Source organism: Phreatobacter sp., from assembly GCF_016793595.1.
GTDB lineage: Bacteria > Pseudomonadota > Alphaproteobacteria > Rhizobiales > Phreatobacteraceae > Phreatobacter.
In genome coordinates this window covers 39393-59736 of the sequence record NZ_JAEULY010000017.1, presented here as the reverse complement: position 1 = coordinate 59736, position 20344 = coordinate 39393, and the positions used below count along the sequence as shown (strand labels likewise).

Annotated in this window: 24 protein-coding genes; 4 read left to right on the top strand and 20 right to left on the bottom strand. The window is 68.8% G+C overall.

The genetic code is table 11. The features are described from left to right. The 3 genes from uvrA to JNK84_RS18425 form a co-directional block, all read left to right on the top strand. On the top strand, nt 1-1330 hold a 1330-nt coding region (gene uvrA / locus JNK84_RS18435; RefSeq protein ID WP_293426420.1), incomplete at its 5' end, for an excinuclease ABC subunit UvrA. 131 nt (nt 1331-1461) lie between these two features. Then, nucleotides 1462-2745: an MgtC/SapB family protein gene (locus tag JNK84_RS18430; RefSeq protein WP_293426418.1), complete on the top strand. Its 1284-nt coding sequence runs from the start codon at nt 1462-1464 to the stop codon at nt 2743-2745. A gap of 141 nt (nt 2746-2886) precedes the next feature. Next, the gene (locus JNK84_RS18425; RefSeq protein ID WP_293426416.1) at nt 2887-3051 is read left to right on the top strand and encodes a DUF1127 domain-containing protein; all 165 of its coding nucleotides are present in this window, start codon (nt 2887-2889) and stop codon (nt 3049-3051) included. Nucleotide 3052: 1 nt separating this feature from the next. Here the strand turns inward: JNK84_RS18425 and JNK84_RS18420 are convergent, their stop codons facing one another. The 5 genes from JNK84_RS18420 to yajC are packed head-to-tail and all read right to left on the bottom strand — an operon-like array spanning nt 3053 to nt 7322. Further along, entirely contained in the window at nt 3053-3940 is an 888-nt protein-coding gene (locus JNK84_RS18420) for a phytoene/squalene synthase family protein (protein WP_293426414.1), read from the bottom strand. Nucleotides 3941-3944: 4 nt separating this feature from the next. After that, complete coding sequence (locus JNK84_RS18415) at nt 3945-4343, bottom strand: Mth938-like domain-containing protein (RefSeq protein ID WP_293426412.1); 399 nt, start codon at nt 4341-4343, stop codon at nt 3945-3947. A 2-nt stretch (nt 4344-4345) separates the two neighbouring features. Further along, nucleotides 4346-5305, bottom strand: coding sequence for a protein translocase subunit SecF (gene secF, locus JNK84_RS18410; RefSeq protein ID WP_293426410.1), 960 nt, complete (start codon nt 5303-5305; stop codon nt 4346-4348). A gap of 20 nt (nt 5306-5325) precedes the next feature. Further along, on the bottom strand, nt 5326-6942 hold the full coding sequence (gene secD, locus JNK84_RS18405) for a protein translocase subunit SecD (protein ID WP_293426408.1): 1617 nt from the start codon (nt 6940-6942) through the stop codon (nt 5326-5328). 50 nt (nt 6943-6992) lie between these two features. Further along, on the bottom strand, nt 6993-7322 hold the full coding sequence (gene yajC / locus JNK84_RS18400; RefSeq protein WP_293426406.1) for a preprotein translocase subunit YajC: 330 nt from the start codon (nt 7320-7322) through the stop codon (nt 6993-6995). A gap of 238 nt (nt 7323-7560) precedes the next feature. Here yajC and JNK84_RS18395 point away from each other — a divergent pair, with 238 nt between their 5' ends. Continuing rightward, complete coding sequence (locus tag JNK84_RS18395; RefSeq protein ID WP_293426404.1) at nt 7561-8448, top strand: ATP-binding protein; 888 nt, start codon at nt 7561-7563, stop codon at nt 8446-8448. A gap of 178 nt (nt 8449-8626) precedes the next feature. On the opposite strand, the gene JNK84_RS18390 is transcribed toward JNK84_RS18395, so the two are convergent. The 15 genes from JNK84_RS18390 to JNK84_RS18320 form a co-directional block, all read right to left on the bottom strand. After that, nucleotides 8627-10105, bottom strand: coding sequence for a peptidoglycan DD-metalloendopeptidase family protein (locus tag JNK84_RS18390; RefSeq protein WP_293426402.1), 1479 nt, complete (start codon nt 10103-10105; stop codon nt 8627-8629). 198 nt (nt 10106-10303) lie between these two features. Beyond that, a complete protein-coding gene (locus tag JNK84_RS18385) occupies nt 10304-10951 on the bottom strand; it encodes a protein-L-isoaspartate(D-aspartate) O-methyltransferase (RefSeq protein ID WP_293426400.1) in 648 nt (215 codons plus the stop codon). A 7-nt stretch (nt 10952-10958) separates the two neighbouring features. Next, entirely contained in the window at nt 10959-11741 is a 783-nt protein-coding gene (gene surE, locus JNK84_RS18380; RefSeq protein WP_293426398.1) for a 5'/3'-nucleotidase SurE, read from the bottom strand. Further along, on the bottom strand, nt 11741-13030 hold the full coding sequence (serS, locus tag JNK84_RS18375) for a serine--tRNA ligase (RefSeq protein WP_293426396.1): 1290 nt from the start codon (nt 13028-13030) through the stop codon (nt 11741-11743). The genes surE and serS overlap by 1 nt, the downstream gene beginning before the upstream one ends. Nucleotides 13031-13123: 93 nt before the next feature. Beyond that, on the bottom strand, nt 13124-13834 hold the full coding sequence (recO, locus tag JNK84_RS18370; RefSeq protein WP_293426394.1) for a DNA repair protein RecO: 711 nt from the start codon (nt 13832-13834) through the stop codon (nt 13124-13126). 49 nt (nt 13835-13883) lie between these two features. Then, entirely contained in the window at nt 13884-14174 is a 291-nt protein-coding gene (locus JNK84_RS18365; protein WP_293426392.1) for a DUF1330 domain-containing protein, read from the bottom strand. A gap of 73 nt (nt 14175-14247) precedes the next feature. Continuing rightward, nucleotides 14248-14481 carry a DUF1737 domain-containing protein gene (locus JNK84_RS18360; protein WP_293426390.1) on the bottom strand — a complete coding sequence of 78 codons (234 nt, stop codon included), beginning with the start codon at nt 14479-14481 and terminating at the stop codon, nt 14248-14250. Between the two features lie 3 nt (nt 14482-14484). After that, on the bottom strand, nt 14485-15408 hold the full coding sequence (gene era, locus JNK84_RS18355) for a GTPase Era (protein WP_293426388.1): 924 nt from the start codon (nt 15406-15408) through the stop codon (nt 14485-14487). After that, the gene (gene rnc / locus JNK84_RS18350) at nt 15405-16142 is read right to left on the bottom strand and encodes a ribonuclease III (protein WP_293426386.1); all 738 of its coding nucleotides are present in this window, start codon (nt 16140-16142) and stop codon (nt 15405-15407) included. The genes era and rnc overlap by 4 nt, the downstream gene beginning before the upstream one ends. A gap of 8 nt (nt 16143-16150) precedes the next feature. Next, nucleotides 16151-16897: a signal peptidase I gene (gene lepB / locus JNK84_RS18345; protein ID WP_441343269.1), complete on the bottom strand. Its 747-nt coding sequence runs from the start codon at nt 16895-16897 to the stop codon at nt 16151-16153. Between the two features lie 71 nt (nt 16898-16968). Beyond that, entirely contained in the window at nt 16969-18291 is a 1323-nt protein-coding gene (locus JNK84_RS18340; RefSeq protein WP_293426382.1) for a hypothetical protein, read from the bottom strand. Between the two features lie 13 nt (nt 18292-18304). Then, nucleotides 18305-18631, bottom strand: coding sequence for an SH3 domain-containing protein (locus JNK84_RS18335; protein ID WP_293426380.1), 327 nt, complete (start codon nt 18629-18631; stop codon nt 18305-18307). Nucleotides 18632-18636: 5 nt separating this feature from the next. Next, entirely contained in the window at nt 18637-19047 is a 411-nt protein-coding gene (locus JNK84_RS18330) for a hypothetical protein (RefSeq protein ID WP_293426378.1), read from the bottom strand. A gap of 100 nt (nt 19048-19147) precedes the next feature. After that, nucleotides 19148-19657 (bottom strand): hypothetical protein, encoded by a 510-nt coding sequence (locus JNK84_RS18325; RefSeq protein ID WP_293426376.1) that lies wholly within the window; start codon nt 19655-19657, stop codon nt 19148-19150. 11 nt (nt 19658-19668) lie between these two features. Continuing rightward, nucleotides 19669-20310: a glutathione S-transferase family protein gene (locus JNK84_RS18320; RefSeq protein ID WP_293426374.1), complete on the bottom strand. Its 642-nt coding sequence runs from the start codon at nt 20308-20310 to the stop codon at nt 19669-19671. Nucleotides 20311-20344 lie beyond the last annotated feature (34 nt).

Genomic DNA, 20344 nt, shown 5'->3' with positions numbered 1-20344 from the left:
CGTGCTGGACGAGCCGTCCATCGGCCTGCACCAGCGCGACAACGACCGGCTGCTCGAAACACTGAAGCGCCTGCGCGATCTCGGCAACACGGTCATCGTCGTCGAGCACGACGAGGACGCGATCCGCGTGGCCGACTGGGTCGTCGACATGGGCCCGGGTGCCGGCATCCATGGCGGCCAGATCGTGGCGCAGGGCACGCCCGACGACATCGTGCGCAACCCGGCGAGCCTCACCGGCCAGTACCTGTCGGGCTTCCGCCAGGTGCCGATCCCCAAGACGCGCCGGCCCGGCCTCAAGGGCCAGAAGCTGAAGATCCGGGGGGCGAAGGGCAACAACCTGAAGGCCGTCGACGTCGAATTCCCGCTCGGCACCTTCGTGTGCGTGACCGGCGTGTCGGGCGGCGGAAAATCCACGCTAGTGGTCGAAACACTCTACAAGGCGCTTGCCCGCCGGCTGATGGGGGCGCGCGAGATCCCGGCCGAGCATGCGGGCATCGACGGGATCGACCATCTCGACAAGGTCATCGACATCGACCAGTCGCCGATCGGCCGCACGCCGCGCTCGAACCCGGCGACCTATACCGGCGCCTTCACGCCGATCCGCGAATGGTTCGCGGGGCTGCCCGAGGCCAAGGCGCGCGGCTACGAGCCCGGCCGCTTCTCGTTCAACGTCAAGGGCGGGCGCTGCGAGGCCTGCCAGGGCGACGGCGTCATCAAGATCGAGATGCACTTCCTGCCCGACGTTTACGTCACCTGCGACGTCTGCAAGGGCAAGCGCTACAACCGCGAGACGCTGGAGGTGATCTTCAAGGGCAAGTCGATCGCCGACGTGCTGGACATGACCGTCGATGAGGGCGTCGAGTTCTTCAAGGCGGTGCCGCGCGTGCGCGACATCCTGAAGACGCTGGCCGAGGTCGGCCTCGGCTATATCCATGTCGGGCAGCAGGCGACGACGCTCTCGGGCGGCGAGGCGCAGCGTGTCAAACTGTCGAAGGAACTGTCGCGCCGCTCCACCGGGCGCACGCTCTACATCCTCGACGAGCCGACCACGGGCCTCCACTTCCACGATGTCGCCAAGCTCCTCGAAGTGCTCCACGAACTGGTCGAGCAGGGCAATTCGGTGGTGGTGATCGAGCACAATCTCGAGGTCATCAAGACCGCCGACTGGGTCATCGACATGGGCCCGGAGGGCGGCGACGGCGGCGGCGAGGTCGTGGCCGAAGGCCCGCCCGAGGTCATCGCGAAGGAGAAGCGTAGCCATACCGGCCGCTTCCTTGCCGAGGTGCTGGCGCGCCGCCCGATGAAGGTGAAGAGCGAGGCGGCGGAGTAGCCGCCGCTGCGAAAGCCTCCTTCATCTGACGGCCCGGTGACGCGGGCGGCCGATACTGCGACAATGGCACCGGTGAACGTTCCGGTTCGGCTGACGTTCCATTCCCGACGCCGCATGACCCGGCCCCGCGCATGACCGAACTCGAACTCTTCCAGCGCTTCGGCGTCGCCCTCGCCATCGGCGCCCTCGTCGGCGCCGAGCGTCACTGGCGCAACCGCGACGAGGAAGACGGCCAGCGCACGGCCGGCCTGCGCACCTTCACGATGATCGGCATGTTCGGCGGCGCGGCGGGCGCGCTGGAACTGGCGCTGCGCGCCGGCGGCAGGGCGGATGGGCTGATCGTCGTCGGGCTGTTCGTGCCCTTCGCCGCTGCCTTCACCCTCTTCCACTACCGCGAGCAGATGGCCGACCGGAACTTCTCGGTGACCACGGTCATCGCGGCCATGCTGACTTACGGCCTCGGCGCGCTCGCCGTGCTCGGCGACCTCAGGCTTGCCGGCGCGGCCGGCGTCGTGCTGGCCGGCGTTCTGGCGGCGCGCGAGACGCTGCACCGCTTCATCGAAGCGGTGACCTATCCCGAACTGCGCTCGGCCATCGTCCTGCTCGCCATGACCTTCGTCATCCTGCCGCTGGTGCCGGACGATCCCATCGGACCGTTCGGCGGCGTGGCGCCGGCGCGCATCTGGACGCTGGCGATCCTCGTCGCCGCGATCTCCTTCGCCGGCTATGTCGCGGTGAAACTGATGGGCGAGGCGCATGGCGAACTGGTGGCGGGCGCGGTCGGCGGCCTCCTGTCCTCGACCGCCGTGACCGTGGCCAATGCCCGCAGGTCGTCCGCCGAGGTTTCGGACGCGAGCGCCGCCAGCCTCGCGGCCGGCGCGCTGGGCGCCGGCGTCGTGTCCTACCTGCGCACCGGGGGGCTGGTGATCGCTCTCGCCCCGGCGCTGGTCTGGCAGGTGGCGCCGCCTCTGGCGGTCGCGGCTCTGGTCATGGCCGGGGCGGCGTTCCTGTTCGCCCGCAACGACGCGGGAACCCACGAAACCTCCGCGCCCACCAACCCGTTCGACCTGTTCAAGGTCCTTCAGCTCGCCCTGCTGCTCGCCGCCATCGCATTCGCCACGCGCGCGGCGGCTCAGGTCTTCGGCGATTCCGGCGTCATCGGCGTCGCCGCGGTCACCGGGCTCGGGGATGTCGATGCACCGGTCATCACGGCGGCCGGCCTCGCCGGCAAGGGCGTGTCGCTGGAAACCGCCGCCATCGCCATGCTCGTCGCGGCTCTCAGCAACACGCTCGCCAAGGCCGCCTATGGCATCGCGCTCGGCGCGCGCCGCTTCGGCTGGCTGTTCGGCCTCGGCAGCCTGGCGGCCATCGGGGCCGGCGCTGCCACCTGGCTCGCGCTGCGCGGCTTTGCCTGAACCGGGGCGTTAACGACGGCATGCCCGCACCGCATGGGTGCAGTGCACAATTTGTCTCTTCGCAACTGCGAAATGAGGATTATGTCTGGGGCATAAGACAGTCAGGGACGAACGCTCGAATCCTCCAAGGGATCGACCGAAATGATCTATTTTCTCAACGCCATCATCGACCGCATCAAGGCCTACGTCGTCTATTCGAAGACGCGCGCGGAACTGGCCCAGCTCGACGACCGCTCGCTGTCCGACCTCGGATTCCAGCGCGGCGAGATCGAGTTCATCGCCCGCAAGGCGGCCGAAACCAACTGAGCTAGAGCTTCGGCGCAGCGGCCCGTCCGAAACGGCGGGCCATGCGCCATAGCGCCCATTGCCGGCGCCACTGCGCGATCTCGACGCTCGCGCGGAACGGCGCGGCGATCAGCCTGTCCATCCTGCCGAGATAGAGCCGCGCCGCGGCCATCGGCAGGAAGGCCGCCACCGTGCGCGGGTCGGCGGCGGCGATCAGCGCTTCCGCCTTCGCCATATGCTCTCCGGCCAGTCGGCGCATCGCCTCCAGCGCGCGCGACAGGCCCGGCCCGGCCCGACCGGCGACGATGTCGTCGCGCGAAACGTCGCTCGCCGCCAGAATATCCCCGGGAATGAACACCTGCCCGCGCGCGGCATGCAGCGGGAAGGCCCGCAACAATCCCGTCATCGCATAGGCGGCGCCGGCATGGCCGGCGAGATCGGCGGTGCCGGGGTCCTCGCCTCCGGCGAGGATCAGCGCGGCGATCTGCATCAGCGCCGACGAGGTCTCGCCGCAATAGCCCTCCAGGTCGTTCACCGTCGGCATCGGATCGTCGTAAAGATCGAAGACCCGCGCGTCGATCAGGTCGACGAGCGGCCTGATCGCGAGGTTGCGCCGGCCGATCACGTCGAGGATCGCGGCCGCTACCGGATGGCTGGCGACATCGCCCCTGCCCTCGCCGGTCAGCACGTCCCGCCACCATTGCAGGCGCACCTCGCCGGGCAGCGGTTCGGACACGCGCTCGCGCACCGAGGCGATCTCGATGTTGAAGGCGTAGAGCGCATGAAGGTCCGGCCGCGCGCCTTCGGGCGCGAACAGGGTCGCGAGCCAGCGATCCTTGTCGGCCTCGCGCACCGCGGTCTCGCAATGCGCGAAGGCGGCGGCCAGGGCCTCGGCGCGTTCCGGGGGCATGGGATCAGTCGACCGGCAGTAGGGCTGCGGCGACGCGGCGGTTCTCGCCCAGCATGATGTTGTAGGTGCGCGCGGCGGCGCCCGTCGCCATCACGTCGAAGCCGATGCCGGCATCGCGCAGCAGCCAGCGGATATCCTCGGTGAGCATGCGCGGCGCCTCGCCGGTGCCCACCAGCAGCGTGTCGATGGCGGTCTTTTCGGCGAGAACCAGCGCGAAGTCCGCGGCGGTCAGGCCAGCACCCGCCTCCACCGGCCAGCGGTGAACCCCGGAAGGCAGCGCGAGGATCGCGCCGCGATGGCTCATATCGGCGAAGCGAAACCCGCCCCGGCCATAGGCGTCGATGGCGAACCGGCCGGGAACGAAGCCGTCGTGAAGCTGCCGGACGGGCTCGCCGCGCGGCACCGTCAGGCCTTGGCCTTGGCCTCGGCCGCCTGCGCCTCGGTGCTCTCGGACGAGGTGGCCCCGAAGCCGCCGGCCTTGAGACCGAGATAGATCAGGATCGGCGCGGCGATGAAGCTCGACGAATAGGTGCCTACGATGACGCCGATCAGCATGGACGAGGTGAAGCCGCGGATGACCTCGCCGCCGAAGAAGAACAGCGCTAGCAGCGCCAGGAACGTCGTCATCGCGGTGATGGTCGTGCGCGCCAGCGTCGAGTTGATGGCGAGGTTCAGGAGCTCCGTCGCCTCCATCCGCTTGTGCTTGCGCATCATTTCCCGAATGCGGTCGTAGATGACGACCGTGTCGTTCAGCGAATAGCCGATGACGGTCAGCAGCGCGGCGATGGAGGAGATATCGAAATCGGCTCGCGTCACCACGTAGAAGGTCAGCATGGCCGTCACGTCATGGAGCGTGGCGATCATGGCGCCGACGGCGAATTGCCACTCGAACCGCAACCACAGATAGATCAGCACCGCGAAGATCGACAGGATCACGCCGACCACGGACATCTGGACGAGTTCGGACGACACGGTCGGGCCGACGACCTCGGTGCGGCGCACCTCGTAATCGGCATCGACCAGCCCGCGCACGCGCCGGAGCGCCGCCTGCTGGCCCTCCTCGCCGCCGGGCTGCTCGCCGTAGCGGACGAGAACCAGGTTCGGTCCTCCGAACTCCTGAAGCTGGACCTCGCCGACATTGGCGCGCGTCAGCCGGGTGCGCAGCTCGCCGATATTGGCCGCCCCCTCCTTCGTCTGCAGCTCGACCAGCGTGCCGCCCTTGAAGTCGATGCCGACATCGAGGCCGAAGGTCAGGAAGCCGACAAGGGTGACGATCTGCAACGCCATGGAGAGCATGAAGGCGTAGGGCCTCAGCCTCATGAAGTCGATCTTGGTATTGTCCGGAATGATCCGCAGCAGGCGCACGGTCGAAACTCCTGTCGCGATCAGAGCGGAATCCGCACCGGCTTGAACCAGCGCAGCCAAAGCACCACGAGGTAGCGCGTGAAGGTGATGGCGGTAAACATCGTGGTGACGATGCCGAGGCCCAGCGTCAGCGCGAAGCCCTTCACCGGCCCGGTTCCCAGATAGAACAGGATGACCGAGGTGATGAGCTGGGTGATGTTGGCGTCCATGATGGTGCCCATCGCCTTGGTGAAGCCGCCGTCGATGGAGGCCATCACGCTGCGCCCGCTGTGAGCCTCCTCGCGTATGCGCTCGAAGATCAGCACGTTGGAATCGACCGCCATGCCGACGGTCAGCACCACGCCTGCAATGCCCGGCAGCGTCAGCGTCGCGCCGATGAGGCTCAGGAGGCCGAACATCATCAGCACGTTGACCAGCACGGCGATGTTGGCGAACAGGCCGAACAATCCGTAGGTCGCGAACATGAAGACGACGACGAAGGCGGAGCCGATAAGCGCCGCGTTCGTGCCGGCTGTGATCGAATCCTGACCGAGCGAGGCGCCGACGGTGCGCTCCTCGACGAAGGTCAGCGGCGCCGGCAGCGCGCCCGCCCGCAGCAGGAGAGCGAGCGTCGCGGAACTCTCGGCGGTGAACCGGCCGGAAATCTGCCCGGAGCCGCCGAGGATCGGTTCGCGGATCACGGGGGCCGAGATCACCTTGTTGTCGAGGATGATGGCGAAGGGCCGGTTGACGTTCTCGGTCGTTGCCTGCGCGAACTTGCGGCCGCCAGAGGCGTTGAACCGGAAGTTGATGACCCATTCGGCCTGCTGCGCGTTGAACGCGGCCTGGGCGTCGATCAGGTCCTCGCCGGTGACGATGGCGCGGCGCTGGATCAGGTAGGGCACCTGCTGGACGACGCGGTTCCCCTCCTTCACCTCTTCGTAGAGGATGACGCTGTCGGCCGGCGGCCGCGAGGCGATCGCCTCCTCCACCCGCATGGACTGGTCGACGAGGCGGAATTCGAGCTTCGCGACGTCGCCGATGAACTTCTTGATCTCTTCCGGGTTTTTCGCGCCCGGTACCTGCAGCAGGATGCGGTCGAGGCCCTGACGCTGGATGATCGGCTCGGTCGTGCCGGTGGCGTCGATACGGCGGCGGATGACCTCGATCGACTGGGTCACCGCCCGCGAGATCTTGTCGCGAATGCCCGCTTCCGTCGCTGTCACGGTGAACGTGTCGCCCGAGCGCGAGACTTCGGCGTCGTACTGGCCCGATGTCGAGAACGCGCCGCCGATCATCTGCGGAATCTTGCGCAGTTCGGTCAGTGCGAGATCGGCGTTCTGGCCTTCGCGCAGACGGGCGACCACCGCATTACCCTGGAAGCCGATGCCCTGGACCTGAATGCGCGAGTCGCGCAGCACGCGGCGCACGTCGTCGCGCAGATTCTCCAGCTGGACGCGGCGGACATCGTTGGCGTCGACCTGCAACAGCAGGTGGACGCCGCCCTGAAGGTCGAGGCCGAGCGTCATGTGGGTGCGCATCGCGCGCGGAAGCCGGTCCACCCAGGACTGGGGCAGGACGTTGGGCGCGGCCAGCATGATGACGACGAAAGCCGTCATCAGGATCAAGGTCGCCTTCCAGCGCGTGAAGCTCAGCATCGCTCAAATCCTCGCAGGCGGCCCGGCATGCCGGGCCGCGGGGCCGGCATTCACTTCTCGTCGGCCGGTTCGCTCTTGGAGCGAAGCTCGGAGACGAACTGCTTCGCCGCGCGGATGCGCACGTTATCGGCGATTTCGAGCTCGATGGTCGTGTCGTCGACGACCTTGGTGATGCGGCCGATGACGCCGCCCGACAGGGTCACCTGGTCGCCGCGGCGCAGCGCGCCGATCATCGTCTGATGATCCTTCACCTTCTTCTGCTGCGGCCGCAGAATGAGGAAATACATGATGACGAAGATCAGGATGAACGGCAGCAGCGACATCAGGATGTCGTTGGTGCCGCCCGCGCCGGTCTGCGCAAAGGCCGGGGTGATGAACATGAACGGTCCTCTTCGGGAGGGCTTCGACGTGGAAAGTCCCGGCGCCTGCATGCCCCGGGACCGAATTTGGCGCGGACTATAGCCAGCAAGGCGTCGAATGCAATCGACGCCCCGATGGCGCGCCGTAACCGGCGAAACAGCCATGTAATCCGCGCGCGGCGATCTTTCCAGTGGCCTCATTGCCTCATGCGGCGCGCTGGTGCATGGGGTCGTGCACAACCGCCGGAGAGTGCCGACCGTGTCCGAAGATATCGCCCGCGCCGCCGAATCCATCGCCGGCACGCTCGCCCGCATCGCCTCGGCCCTCGACCGGCTGGCGCCTCCCGCCCCGGCAGTGCCTGATTTCGCCGCCGCCGACGCCTATGTCTGGAACCCGGTCGGGCCACGGCTCGACCCCGTGCCGAAGGTCAATCGCGTCGAGATGATCCTGCTGCACGGCATCGACCGGGCCCGCGACACGCTGATCGAGAACACCCGCCGCTTCGCCGACGGCCTGCCCGCCAACAACGCCCTGCTCTGGGGCGCGCGCGGCATGGGCAAGTCCTCGCTGGTCAAGGCCGCCCACGCGACCGTCAACGCGGCGCTGGTCGCGGGCGGCGGCCGGGCGCTGCTGAAGCTCGTCGAGATTCATCGCGAGGACATCGAATCGCTGCCGCAGCTGATGGCGCTGGCGCGCGGTTCCGACTACCGCTTCATCGTCTTCTGCGACGACCTGTCCTTCGACAACAACGACACGTCCTACAAGTCGCTGAAGGCGGTGCTGGAGGGCGGCATCGAGGGCCGCCCGGACAATGTCATCTTCTACGCGACCTCCAACCGCCGGCACCTCCTGCCGCGCGACATGATGGAGAACGAGCGCTCGACCTCGATCAATCCCGGCGAGGCGGTGGAGGAGAAGGTGTCGCTGTCCGACCGTTTCGGCCTCTGGCTCGGCTTCCACAAATGCAGCCAGGACGAATATCTCGCCATGGTCTTCGGCTATGCCAACCATTTCGGCCTCAAGGCCGACGAGGACACCGTCCGCGCCGAGGCGCTGGAATGGGCGACGACGCGCGGCTCGCGCTCCGGCCGCGTCGCCTGGCAGTTCGTGCAGGATCTTGCTGGCCGGCTCGGCGTCAGACTCTGACGGGCCGCCTCGAGCGCCGGGCCCTCCCGAGCGCCCTCGGAATCACAAAAAGAAATGGGGCGGCACCGCCGTGCCGCCCCGGAAATGACCGGCCCCTTGGAGGTCGCAGGAGAGGGCCGATCGACTACTCGTGTCCGGCCTGCCCGGCCGGCAATTCCTCAGTTGCTTCCCGGCAGGGTCAGTTGCCGCCCAGCAGGGTCATGGGATCGACCGGGGTGGCGCCGCGGCGGATCTCGAAATGGATCTGCGGCGACGACACGTTGCCGGTCTGGCCGGCGGCCGCGATGGTCTGGCCGCGCCGCACCTGTTCGCCGCGCCGCACGTTGATCGCGCTGTTGTGAGCGTAGGCCGTGACGTAGCCGTTGGAATGGCGCACCAGAACGAGGTTGCCGTAGCCGCGCAGTTCGTTGCCGGCATAGGCGACCACGCCGTCCTCTGCCGCCTTGACCGGAGTGCCCTGCGGCACCGACAGCTTGATGCCGTCATTGGTGCCGGCGCGGAACCCGGTGATCACCCGGCCGCGGGCCGGCCAGCGGAACTGCGGCTCGGCCGACGAAGCGGCAGCGGCCGGCGCGGCAGCCGGAGCCTCGGCCTGTGCCGGAGCAGGCGCGGCAGCCGGAGCGGCCTCGCTCCGCGCGGCGGCGAGAGCCGGTTGTGCCGGCGGAATGGCGGCGGTCGGAGCCGGGTCGGCGCGCCGGCCGGCGGGGGTCGCCTGAGCCTGCGCCACGGCGCGCTGGGCCTGCTCGCGGCGCTGGGCCGGCGCGGCCGAGGCCGTGGCGGCGGGCGCGGAGGGCTCGACCGACAGCGGACGGGTCTGGGCGGTCGCGGCGGCAGCGGCGCCCGGCAAACGCAGCGTCTGGCCGATCCGCAGCGACTGGGTCGGCTGCAGGTTGTTGGCGCGGGCGAGCTGGTCGCGGGTCAGGCCGTAGCGGCGCGCAATGCCGATCATGGTCTCGCCGGACGCGACCTGGTGCGACGCGGGGCGCGCGGCCTGCTGGGCCGGACGCGCCGGCTGGGTCGTGGCGACGGGCTGCGCGCCGGCCTGCCAGCCGGCACGGGTGGCGGCGGCGGGCGCCGCCGGCTGTCGAACGAGATCGGACGAGCCGCGCGACGGCGGGGCCGATGCGACCTGCGGCTGCGCCACGGGCGCCGACTGCTGGGCGGGGGCCGTCAGTGAATAGGTCGGAATGACCACGGGCTGGCCGGCGGCGAACGACTGGTTGCCGCCATTGGCCTGCACGATCGCGGCCGTGGGCACGCCGTAGCGGCGCGACAGGCCTTCGGCGGTATCGCCCTGCGCCGCGCGGATCTGCGTGCCACCGGCCGCCGACCAGGAGCCACGACCGCTGGCGACCGGGCCAGCGCCACCGCTGACGGTCTGCGACATGGCCATCTGGCGCACGGCCGGCGTATTGGGGCTGGACGAACCGAAGGAGGGCTGGCGCTGCGTCACGGTGCCGGTGGTCATGCCGGGATCGGCGCCCTGCCCGAACGGCGACGAGCCGCCGGAGGACGGCGCTGCGAGCGGCGCCGAAGCAACCGGCGATGACAGCGGCGCGCTCTCGACCCGATGAACCGGCGCGGAAGCCACCTCGCGGTGCTGTGGCGCGCTCGCCACCTGCTGCGAACGGAAGGGGTTCTCGTCAAACCTGGCCACGTCGGAGCTGCAGGCAGCGCCAAGGGCCGAAGCGGCAACGATGAGGGCGGCCCGGGACAGGCCGGAAAACGCACGAGGACGCATGGTTACTCTCACGCGGTACGCAACTTGTGACCTCGTGATTTATGACCTGTTCAGGTTAAGGTTCGGTTGTCGTCGCCAAAATTCTTCAGCGGATTCCGCGACCGGTCGTCCCCGTCAGAGCCGCCGCGCGACGCCGGGAACCGCTGGATCGACCTGCCCCTGCCCCGCGGCGGCGCGTGTCGTTCCACCAGTTCCACGGATCAGCCTGACGATCTCGCCGCTGGTCAGGGGCGCGACCAGAACGCCGCCCGGCGCAAGCTGGGCGACCAGCGCCTGCGGCACGTCCTCCACCGCGCAGGTCATCAGGATGCGGTCGTAGGGCGCGCGCGGCGGATAACCGCCGAGGCCATCGCCGAACTGCGTCTCGACCATGTCATAGCCGAGCCCGCGCAGCCGGACATGCGCCTCGTCGGCAAGCTTGCGCCAGCGCTCGATGGTCACCACCGCGGCTGCCAGCCGGCCGAGCACGGCGGCCGTATAGCCCGACCCCGTTCCCACCTGCAGCACGCGGTGCGCGGGCTCCACCGCCAGCGATTCCAGCATGGCGGCGGCGAGAGTCGGCTTCAGGATCGTCTGGCCGAGCGCGATGGGCAGCGCGATATCCTCGTCGGCGAGATGAAAGAAGCGCGGATCGAGGAACGGCACGCGCGGCACCTGTTCCATGGCGCGCAGCACCCGCCGGTCGCTGAGGCCCGACTGCCGCAGCATCAGCACGAACTCGGCCGCGGCGACGAAATGCTCGGGGCCGGGCGCAGCGTTCATGGGCGGATCAGGAGCCGGGAGCGCGGTCGCCGGCGAAGACCGCCGCAAGGCGCGTCATCATCGGCTCGTCGGTCATGTTGATCTCGAGCGGCGTCACCGAGACATAGCCTTCGGACAGCGCCCAGAGATCGGTGCCGTTCTCGATCCGGTGACGGTTCCGCACGAAGGCGATCCAGTAATAGGGATTGCCGCGGCCGTCATGGCGCGGATCGATGGTCAGGATCTCCTGATCACGCCGGCCCTGTGCCGTCACCTGGATGCCGCGCACCTGATCCGGCGCGCGGTTGGGGAAATTGATGTTGACTAGCGAACCCGGCCGGAAGCCTTCCTCCAGCACGGTGCGGATGATGCCGGGCGCATGGGCCTCGGCGGTCTGGTAGGGAACCGCGTGGCGGTTCTCCGGCCCGTAGGCCTGCGACAGCGCCACCGAGGGGATGCCGAGGATCGTGCCTTCCATCGCGCCCGCGATGGTGCCGGAATAGCCGACATCCTCGGCGACGTTCTGGCCGCGATTGACGCCGGATATGACCAGATCGGGGCCCTCGCCCGCCAGAATGTGCTTCACCGCCATGATCACGCAGTCGGTCGGCGTGCCCTTCACGGCGAAGCGCTGCTCGGAAACCTCGCGCAGGCGCAAGGGATCGTTCAGCGACAGCGAATGCGAAACGCCGGACTGGTCGGTCTCGGGCGCGACCACCCAGACATCGTCGGAAAGAGCGCGCGCGATGCGCTCGGCGGCGACGAGGCCGGGGGCGTGAATGCCGTCGTCATTGGTGACAAGGATCCGCATCAGGCACGTCCGATCGTGGTCAGGCCGCCCATATAGGGCTGCAGCGCGGCAGGCACGGCAATCGTGCCGTCTTCCTGCTGATAGGTCTCCATCACGGCGATGAGCGCGCGGCCGACCGCCGTGCCGGAGCCGTTGAGCGTATGGACGAATTGCGGCGCCGGCTGCTTGTTGTCGGTCGCCTTCGGCCGGTAGCGCGCGTTCATGCGCCGCGCCTGGAAGTCGCCGCAGACCGAGCAGGACGAAATCTCGCGGAACGCCTTCTGCCCCGGCAGCCAGACCTCGATGTCATAGGTCTTGCGCGCGGCGAAGCCCATGTCACCGGTCGACAGCGTCATGACGCGGTAGGCGAGATCGAGGCGCTTCAGCACCTCCTCGGCGCAGGCCAGCATGCGCTCGTGCTCGTCCGCCGACTGCTCGGGCGCGGTGATGGACACGAGTTCGACCTTGGTGAACTGGTGCTGGCGCAGCATGCCGCGCGTGTCGCGGCCGGCGGCCCCCGCCTCCGAGCGGAAGCACGGCGTGCAGGCGGTGAGCCGCATCGGCAGCACGTCCTCGGCGACGATGGATTCGCGCACCAGATTGGTCAGCGTCACTTCGGCGGTCGGCGTCAGCCAGAAGCCCTCGCGGGTCTGGAACATGTCCTCGGCGGCCTTCGGCAACTGCCCGGTGCCATAGACGACGTGGTCGCGGACCAGCACCGGCGGGTTCACTTCCGTATAGCCGTGGGTATCGACGTGCAGGTCGAGCATGAACTGGCCGAGCGCGCGCTCCATGCGGGCGAGGTGCTTCTTCAGGATGACGAAGCGCGCACCCGACAGTTTGGCGGCGGTTTCGAAATCCATGCCGCCCATGGCCTCGCCGAGCTCGAAATGCTCCTTGGCGAAGTTCATCTGCTTCGGCGCGCCGAAACGGTGGCGCTCGACATTGGCGCTCTCGTCCGGCCCGACCGGCACCTCGGCCAGCGGCAGGTTCGGGATCACCTCAAGCACCGCGGTCAGGTCGGCATTGGCCTTCTTCTCGGCGGTCTCGGCCTCGGCCATGCTGTCCTTCAGCGCCGCGACCTCGGCCTTCAGCGCGTCGGCGCGCGCGGCATCCTTGGCCGCCATCGCCTGGCCGATCTCCTTGGAGGCGGCGTTGCGGCGCTCTTGGGCCGCCTGAAGCGTCGAGACCGCCGCCTTGCGGGCATCGTCAAGCGCGATCAGGGACGAGGACAGCGGCTCGCGCCCGCGCGAGAGAAGCGCGGCGTCGAAAGCGGCTGCATTGTCCCTGATCCAGCGGATGTCGTGCATGGCGGTCTCTGAGGCTTGGACAGGTTGCAGAAAATGCAACACCATCGGGCCTTGCGGCTTAAGCGAGCCTCCTGCCGAAGGCAAGCGGAACGCTCACCCCACCAGCCTCACGAACGTCTCGCGCGCATCCGGCATGGCGAGCCCGCGCGGCTCGAACACGTGGCGGGACAGAAAATAGCCGGTCAGCCGGAAGCCGGCGACGATATCGGCACTCTCCGCCACGCCCGATCCGGTCAGGAAGCCCGGCAAGGCCAGCAGCTTGTCCTTCCACGGCTCGCCGGCCTCCCGGCTGACCGCGCGTGAGGATTTCGGCGAGACATAGACAAGGCCGTCAGTCGCGCCGCTGGCCGCGCATTCGCTCAGGTCCAGCCCGAATCCGAGCTCCTGCAACACTTCAAGCTCGAACCGCACCATCAGAGGGGCCGCGACCGCGATCTCCGGCAAGGCATCGGCGATCAGTTCCAGCGCCTCGAACAGGCCGCCGTGAACCTCGCGCTCCGGCATCAGGCGGGCAAGCGCGGCAAGGTGGGTGATGCCGGCAACGCCCGCCCTGCCCTCCATCAGCCGTGCGGCGCGCGAGATGGCCGGCTCGATCGTGTAATTGCCGAGATGCTCGTCGAGGCGTGCGAACCAGCTGGCATGGACCGTATTGCCCGGCTGGAGCACCGGCTGCTGCCGCCTGGAACGCCCGCCCCGCACGAGCCCGAGATGGCGGCCGTGCGCACGGGTATAGAGTTCCAGGATCACACTCGATTCCCCGTGGGAGCGGGTACCGAGCACGATCCCGTCATCGGTCCATTGCATGGATTGCCCTCGACCGCGCTGCCCGCCGCGCCCGTTGTTCCCGGAGCCGCTAGGCGAGGCCCTCGACGCTGACCAGCCGCGCGGAGCTACAGGCGTCCCTCACGCTTTTCAGCCCCTGGTAGGTCGCGCCGCCGTAGAATGACTCCCACGCGGCGACCGACGGGAATTCCAGCAGAACGATCCGGCGAGGCTCCCAGTCGCCCTCATAAACCTTGTGAGGTCCGCCGCGCGCCAGATATTTCGCCCCGGCCGCTTCGAGGGCAGGCTTCACACCCGCCATGAACTCCTGGTAACGCGCGGGATCACGGATATCGACGTCGAAGATCACGTAGGCCGCCATCGCAATGCCCCCCAAGGGTATAGGTCCGGCGGCAGGCTAGCATATCGGCGGCGCCAAAGACGCGCCTGTCGGCCTAGTAGTCCGAGAGCTTCAGGTCCGGCGAATAGTCCACGTCCTCGACCTCCTTGACGATCGCCTGCCCGCAGATCGTTCGGCCCTGCGCGGCGTCGAAGGTGAGCGTCGGATGGCCGTAGAGTTGCCAGCCCTTGTTAATCGCGGCGCTGACCTTGTGGCAGAAGGCGGAATCGTCGGGGCCGGTGAGGTAGCGGTAGAGGGTCGTGGTCTTCTTCGCGCGGACGGACAGCATCGGTCACCTGCCTTTGGGATACTCCAGCCCCATGCGCTCGTAGCGCTCGGGGTCGTCGCCCCAGTTCTCGCGCACCTTGATGAACAGGAACAGGTGCACCTTGGTCTCGAACAGCTTCGAGAGTTCCTCGCGGGCCGATTGGGAGATCAGCTTGATCGTCTCGCCACCCTTGCCCAGCATGATTTTCCGCTGCCCCTCGCGCACGACATAGATGGTCTGCTCGATGCGGATGGAGCCGTCTTTCCGCTCCTCGTAACTCTCGGTCTCCACGGTCGAATCGTAGGGCAACTCGTCGTGGAGCCGGTTGTAGAGCTTCTCGCGGGTGATCTCGGCGGCGAGCATGCGGGCCGGCAGGTCGGAAATCTCGTCTTCGGGATAGTGCCATGGCCCCGCGGGCGCGGTCGCCGCCAGATGGCGCTTGAGGTCCGCGACGCCGGAACCGGTGGTCGAGGACACCATGAAGGTCTTGCCAAAGGCGGCGCGGTCGTTCACCGCCTGCGCGAGGTCGAGGAGCTTCGGCCGCTCCACGAGGTCGACCTTGTTGAGCACGAGGTCCTTGGGCTGGCGCACGTCGGCGAGCTTGTCGAGGATCGCGTCGACCGGCTCGTCGATGCCCTTCTTGGCGTCGATCAGCACGATGACCCGATCGGCATCGGCGGCCCCGTTCCAGGCGGCGGAGACCATGGCGCGGTCGAGCCGCCGCTTCGGTGAGAACAGGCCCGGCGTATCGACCAGGATGATCTGGGAGGCGCCTTCCATGACGATGCCGCGCACGAGCGCGCGCGTGGTCTGCACCTTGTGCGAGACGATGGTCACCTTGGCGCCGACGAGGGCGTTGACGAGGGTCGACTTGCCGGCGTTCGGCGCGCCGATAATGGCGACGAAGCCGCAGCGGGTCTCCTGATCGTCGGTCCGCTCTTCGCTCATGGCTGGCCTCCGCCCGGTTCCGACCAGACCCCCTCGCGGACGAGCACGGCGGTCGCCGCCGCGATCTCCGCCGGACGCTTGGCGCTGCCCTGCCCCCGGCCGTCGACAAGGCCGGGAATGATCACGGCCATGGTGAAGACCGGCGCATGGTCGGGGCCGGAGCGGTCCACCTGCCGGTAGACCGGCGTCGGCAGCCCCCGCCCTTGCGCCCATTCCTGCAGGGCGCTCTTGGCGTCGCGCTGGGCCGGCGCGCCGGCCGCGAGCCGATCCTGCCAGTTGCGGGCGACGAAGGCCTCCGCCGCTTCCCAGCCGGCATCGAGATGGATCGCGCCGATCACGGCCTCGCAGAGGTCGGCGAGCACGCCGGCCCGCTTGCCGACCGCCATCTGGCTCTCGGTCGGCCCGACGCGCACGCCGGCGCCGAGGTCGAGCGCGACCGCCACCTCCGCGCAGGTCTCGGCGCGCACGAGATCGGACAGCCGGCGCGACAGCGAGCCTTCGTCCTCGGTCGGCATCGCCTCGTAGAGCATGCCGGCCACCGCGAGCCCGAGGACCCGGTCGCCGAGAAATTCGAGGCGCTGATAGGATTTTTCGCGCTTTTCGACGCCGCTCAGCGCGCTCGGATGGGTCAGCGCGCGCGCCAGCAGGTCGCGGTCGGCGAAGACATGGCCGATCCGCGCCTCGATCTCGTCGAGACCCGCGCGCTGCGCCTTTGCCTTGCGACCCGGTGCCAAGCCTTTCGTCACCTCACGAGGGAGCCGAACCGCGACCAGCGGATCGACCAGGGCCAGCGCCAGAAGGCCCAGGCCCGCTCACCCTCTTCGAGCGAGAAGAACAGAATCTGCGCCCGGCCGATCAGGTGGTCCAGCGGAATCGGGCCGACCTGGCTGAGCACGCGGCTGTCGGTGGAATTGTCGCGGTTGTCGCCCATCACGAAGACGTGGCCGGGAGGCACGTCATAGACGGGCGTGTTGTCGTAGAAGCCGTTTTCGTAGAGGTCGAGCGTCGTGTAGCTGACGCCGTTCGGCAGCGTTTCGCGGAAGCGGCGGGTGCGCGTCTCGCGGCCCTCCTCGGTCTCCACGAAATCGTCGACGCGCTGGCGCGCGACCGGCACGCCGTTGATGTGCACCTGGCCGCCGATCACCTGGATCTTGTCGCCCGGCAGGCCGATGACGCGCTTGATATAGTCGACGTCCGGCTCCTTCGGCAGGCGGAACACCACCACATCGCCGCGCGTCGGCACGCTGCCGAAGACACGGCCCTGGAACAGATCCGGCGAGAACGGCAGCGAATAACGCGAATAGCCGTAGGAGAATTTCGAGACGAACAGGTAGTCGCCGACCAGCAGCGTGTCCTTCATCGAGCCGGACGGGATGTTGAACGGCTGGAAGAGGAAGGTGCGGATCACCACTGCGATGAGGAGCGCATGGATCACCACGCGGACCGTTTCGCCCAGTCCGCCTTTGCTGTCGTCGGCCACGCGTGTCATCCCAAACCGAAAGAGACCGCCCTATAGCCCGCTTCGCGTGATGCGCGCAACGACGGGCGGCCCTGCGGCGATCAACTGCAATTGGTCACCTGATTGGAGCAGATGCCGTTCCACCAGCCGCGCGCGCCCTCGATCTCGATGAGCCCCCAATTGCCCGAACAGGCATGGAGCCGCTGCACGATGTCGCCGGTCGAGATCGGCTCGCCCTGCCGGGTCACCGGGGTAACGGCGGCGTACTGGTTCGGCGTCTGAAGCAGCTGGCCGCCGGGCAGCCCGCCATTGGCGAGCGCCGCGCCGACGAAGCGCGCGGAAACCCAGCCCTGCCCGCGATAGGGCTGAGGACGGGAGCGCGGATAGCGCTCGCCGTAATCGGTGCCGGGCGCGCGGATGTTGCGGATGAAGAACCAGCCGTCGCGATAGCCGGCAATGTCGAATTCAGCGCGGTAGTTGGTGCCTTCATCGCCGTCGCGCCCGGCGGCGTTCCAGGCCGGCGGCACCCGGCCGAGGACGCGGCCGCGCGCGGACGGTTCGGAACGGACATTCAGGCCGGCGGGATCGGCATCGATGGACCAGCCGGACATCTGGCAGGGCTCGGTGCCGGCCGGCAGGCGCTTGCGCGCCTCCTCGGCGGTTTCCTCGCTGTCGGCGATGGCGGCGCTTTCCTCGACGTCCTGGATTTCGGCGCGCTCCACCCGCTCCACGGACCTGACGGCGAGACGGCCATCCACGAAGGCGAGATGCGCCTTCAGCAGCTTGTGATCGGTCAGCGCGGAGGTCCGCCGCGCGGGGTCGTCGGAACCGAGCGGAAAGACCGCGAGATAGCCTGCCATGCGCCCGAAATCGGTCAGGCGCACCTGCCCGACCGACAGACCGGGACCGGCAAGCTCGCGGGCTCCCGGCACCCAGCCATGCGCATCGAACGGCACGATGCCGGCGGCTGTCAGACGGTAGGCAGTGGCGACGCTCCGTCCGAGCGTCAGGACCGGGTCGCCGTCGACCACGGCCAGTTGCGGATCGATGAACGGCTTGTCGCGGGAAATGTCGTAGGCCGCGAGGAAACGGCCGACCGGCTCCTCGCCCTGCTGTGTCACGCGCGCGACCGTATAGAGATTGACGCTTTCCTCGACCCCCGCGCTGCCATCGGCGGCCGGCTGATGCACCTTGGCGCGCTGGATGCGCAGCCGGACGCCGCCGGCGCTCGGCTCATAGACCTCCGTCGTCTGGCAGATCAGCCGCTCGACGCGCTGGTTCCTGACCGCGGGATGGCGGCTCTCGGCGAAGACGCGATCGTTCCGCCAGTCGAAACCGTCCATCGAGCAGGACGGCAGGGTCGCGGCACTAGCGCCGGCGGACAGCGCGCACGAGGACAACAACGCGACAAGAAGCCGTTTCATCGGACGAACCCGTTCAGTAGCAGCGCTCGATGAAGCGCGAATGCATCCAGCCTGCGTGGCCCGGACCGAAATAGCCGTCGTCGATGCCCGTGCGGCGCATCAGATGAACGCGCTGCCAAGCGCCGTCGCGGCCTGTTTCGAGGAGCACCTCCTCGCCGCTGCGCATGCGCGTGACCATGCGAGCGCCGGCATCCGGCCCGGTGCGCAAGGCGACGAAGCCGTCGGGGGTCCGGCTGACATTGCAATAGGTGATGGCCGAGGCCGGCGCGGCGCTCAGCGCGCCGAGCGTCACGATGGCTGCGGCCAGGAGCCGCCGCGTCGTCGAAGGCGAACAGGCCATGACCGTCACCCGCACTCGCCGAGCAGGCTGTGATGCACCCAGCCCCGGCGGCCGCGGCCGAAGCCGCCGTCCTCGTGGCGGGTCTGGCCGCGCCAGTGGGTGACCTCGCGCCACGGGCCGCGCTCGCCGAGGCCGAGCATGACCTCGTCCGTGTGGCGCATCCGCACGAGGATGCGGGCATTGGCATCCGGCGCGGCGCGGAGGGCGGCGAACCCGTCCGAGGTCCGCTTCATGTTGCAGAACGAGGTCGCCGAGGCCGGCATGGCGATGAACAGGTTGAGCGCGACCGCGCCCGCCGCCATGGCGGCGAGCCGCGCGATGCGGGTCGATGAGAACGCGATCAGGCGGCGGGAGAGGCTCTGGCGGGAGAGGCTCTGGCAGGTGAAGCTATGGCGGGTGAAGCTATGGCGGGACATGGGTCGCTCCGGGTTGTCCGGCTTGTCCCACGGCTTGATTGCGCGGCTGCGCCGACCGGGCGCCCCGCCTGTTTCGCCCGTATCGGGCCGCGGAAACGCGTCAGAACTCGACGCGCTGGCGGTTCCTGAGCGAATTGCCGGTGGTGTCGCGCAGCTCCGGCTGGAGCACTGGCGGCGGCGTACCGGGGCCGAGCGGATCGCGCGGCACCGAGACCCGGCGCGGCTCCGGCCGGTTGCGATCGACGGTCGAGGGAATGACCCCCGCCGACTGGCCGCCGACAATGGTGCCGCCGAGCGTACCGCCGCCGCCACCGCCCGAGGACGGGGTGCGCGACACATTGGACAGGCTCGCGCTCTCGCGGGCGCCCGGCGCGCGCGCCATCGTCGCGACCTGCGCCTGGCTCATGCCTCCAGGACCCGGCGGGGGAGCCGAGGCGCCCGACGACGTCACGACGGTTGCCCCTCCGCCGGAAGGCGGCGGCAGGGCTGAGGCGGTGACCGGCGCGACCGGCACGGCCTGAACGGGCGCCTGCGCCGCGACCGGCGGCTCGGAGGCTCCCATGCAGGCGCCGAGCAGCAAAGCGGGCGCGAGGGCGAGATAATGACGCATCGTCGATCCGTTCAGGTGGCCGGCAGCGCGCTCGGCATCAGGTCGTAGGGCGCCTTCCAGCCCGGCAGCGCGACAAGACGCTGCCGCCAGGCATGGATGTTCGGATGCGACAGGGACAGGTCGTATCCGGTTTCGGCATTGGGGTAGAACATATAGCCGGCGAGCGACAGGTCGGCGATCGTCGCGCGGTTGCCGACCAGAAACGCGTGCTTGGCGAGATAGGTATCGACGACCCCCAGCGCGGCGTCCACCCGCCCGCGCATGAACGACAGCACCGCCGGGTCGGAGGGCTTGCCGGCCAGCGACAGCATGAAGCGATGGGTCGCGAAATAGCTGGTGAACTTGTGGTTGTCGAACAGCATCCAGCGGAGGATGTCGAGTTCCTCGTCCTCGTTCTCGGGTCCGAAACGGCCGGCGCGACGCGCCAGATAGGTCAGGATCACGCCCGACTGGGCCAGCTTTCGGCCGCCATGCTCGAGCACCGGCACCTCGCCCATGGCATTGGTGTCCGAGCGCCACTCGGCCGACCGTGTCGCGCCGTCGAAATAGCGGACCAGCACGGGCTCCCAGTCGAGCCCGCACAGTTCGAGCATCAGCGCGGCCTTGTAGGAATTGCCCGACTGGGCGAAGCAGTGCAGCCGGTATTCGGGCACGGGCGACCTCGTTCGACGGATTGCCGGCGCAATT

Excerpts from the sequence above, each read along its gene's own strand:
- surE (WP_293426398.1), bottom strand. The coding sequence starts at position 11,741 with ATGCGGATCCTTGTCACCAATGACGACGGCATTCACGCCCCCGGCCTC.
- yajC (WP_293426406.1), bottom strand. The coding sequence starts at position 7,322 with ATGTTCATCACCCCGGCCTTTGCGCAGACCGGCGCGGGCGGCACCAAC.
- JNK84_RS18365 (WP_293426392.1), bottom strand. The coding sequence starts at position 14,174 with ATGGCGGCCTACGTGATCTTCGACGTCGATATCCGTGATCCCGCGCGT.
- JNK84_RS18425 (WP_293426416.1), top strand. The coding sequence starts at position 2,887 with ATGATCTATTTTCTCAACGCCATCATCGACCGCATCAAGGCCTACGTC.
- JNK84_RS18325 (WP_293426376.1), bottom strand. The coding sequence starts at position 19,657 with ATGCGTCATTATCTCGCCCTCGCGCCCGCTTTGCTGCTCGGCGCCTGC.
- JNK84_RS18340 (WP_293426382.1), bottom strand. The coding sequence starts at position 18,291 with ATGAAACGGCTTCTTGTCGCGTTGTTGTCCTCGTGCGCGCTGTCCGCC.
- JNK84_RS18335 (WP_293426380.1), bottom strand. The coding sequence starts at position 18,631 with ATGGCCTGTTCGCCTTCGACGACGCGGCGGCTCCTGGCCGCAGCCATC.
- JNK84_RS18330 (WP_293426378.1), bottom strand. The coding sequence starts at position 19,047 with ATGTCCCGCCATAGCTTCACCCGCCATAGCTTCACCTGCCAGAGCCTC.
- JNK84_RS18430 (WP_293426418.1), top strand. The coding sequence starts at position 1,462 with ATGACCGAACTCGAACTCTTCCAGCGCTTCGGCGTCGCCCTCGCCATC.
- secD (WP_293426408.1), bottom strand. The coding sequence starts at position 6,942 with ATGCTGAGCTTCACGCGCTGGAAGGCGACCTTGATCCTGATGACGGCT.
- serS (WP_293426396.1), bottom strand. The coding sequence starts at position 13,030 with ATGCACGACATCCGCTGGATCAGGGACAATGCAGCCGCTTTCGACGCC.
- JNK84_RS18420 (WP_293426414.1), bottom strand. The coding sequence starts at position 3,940 with ATGCCCCCGGAACGCGCCGAGGCCCTGGCCGCCGCCTTCGCGCATTGC.
- JNK84_RS18385 (WP_293426400.1), bottom strand. The coding sequence starts at position 10,951 with ATGAACGCTGCGCCCGGCCCCGAGCATTTCGTCGCCGCGGCCGAGTTC.
- era (WP_293426388.1), bottom strand. The coding sequence starts at position 15,408 with ATGAGCGAAGAGCGGACCGACGATCAGGAGACCCGCTGCGGCTTCGTC.
- JNK84_RS18360 (WP_293426390.1), bottom strand. The coding sequence starts at position 14,481 with ATGCTGTCCGTCCGCGCGAAGAAGACCACGACCCTCTACCGCTACCTC.
- lepB (WP_441343269.1), bottom strand. The coding sequence starts at position 16,897 with ATGACACGCGTGGCCGACGACAGCAAAGGCGGACTGGGCGAAACGGTC.
- recO (WP_293426394.1), bottom strand. The coding sequence starts at position 13,834 with ATGCAATGGACCGATGACGGGATCGTGCTCGGTACCCGCTCCCACGGG.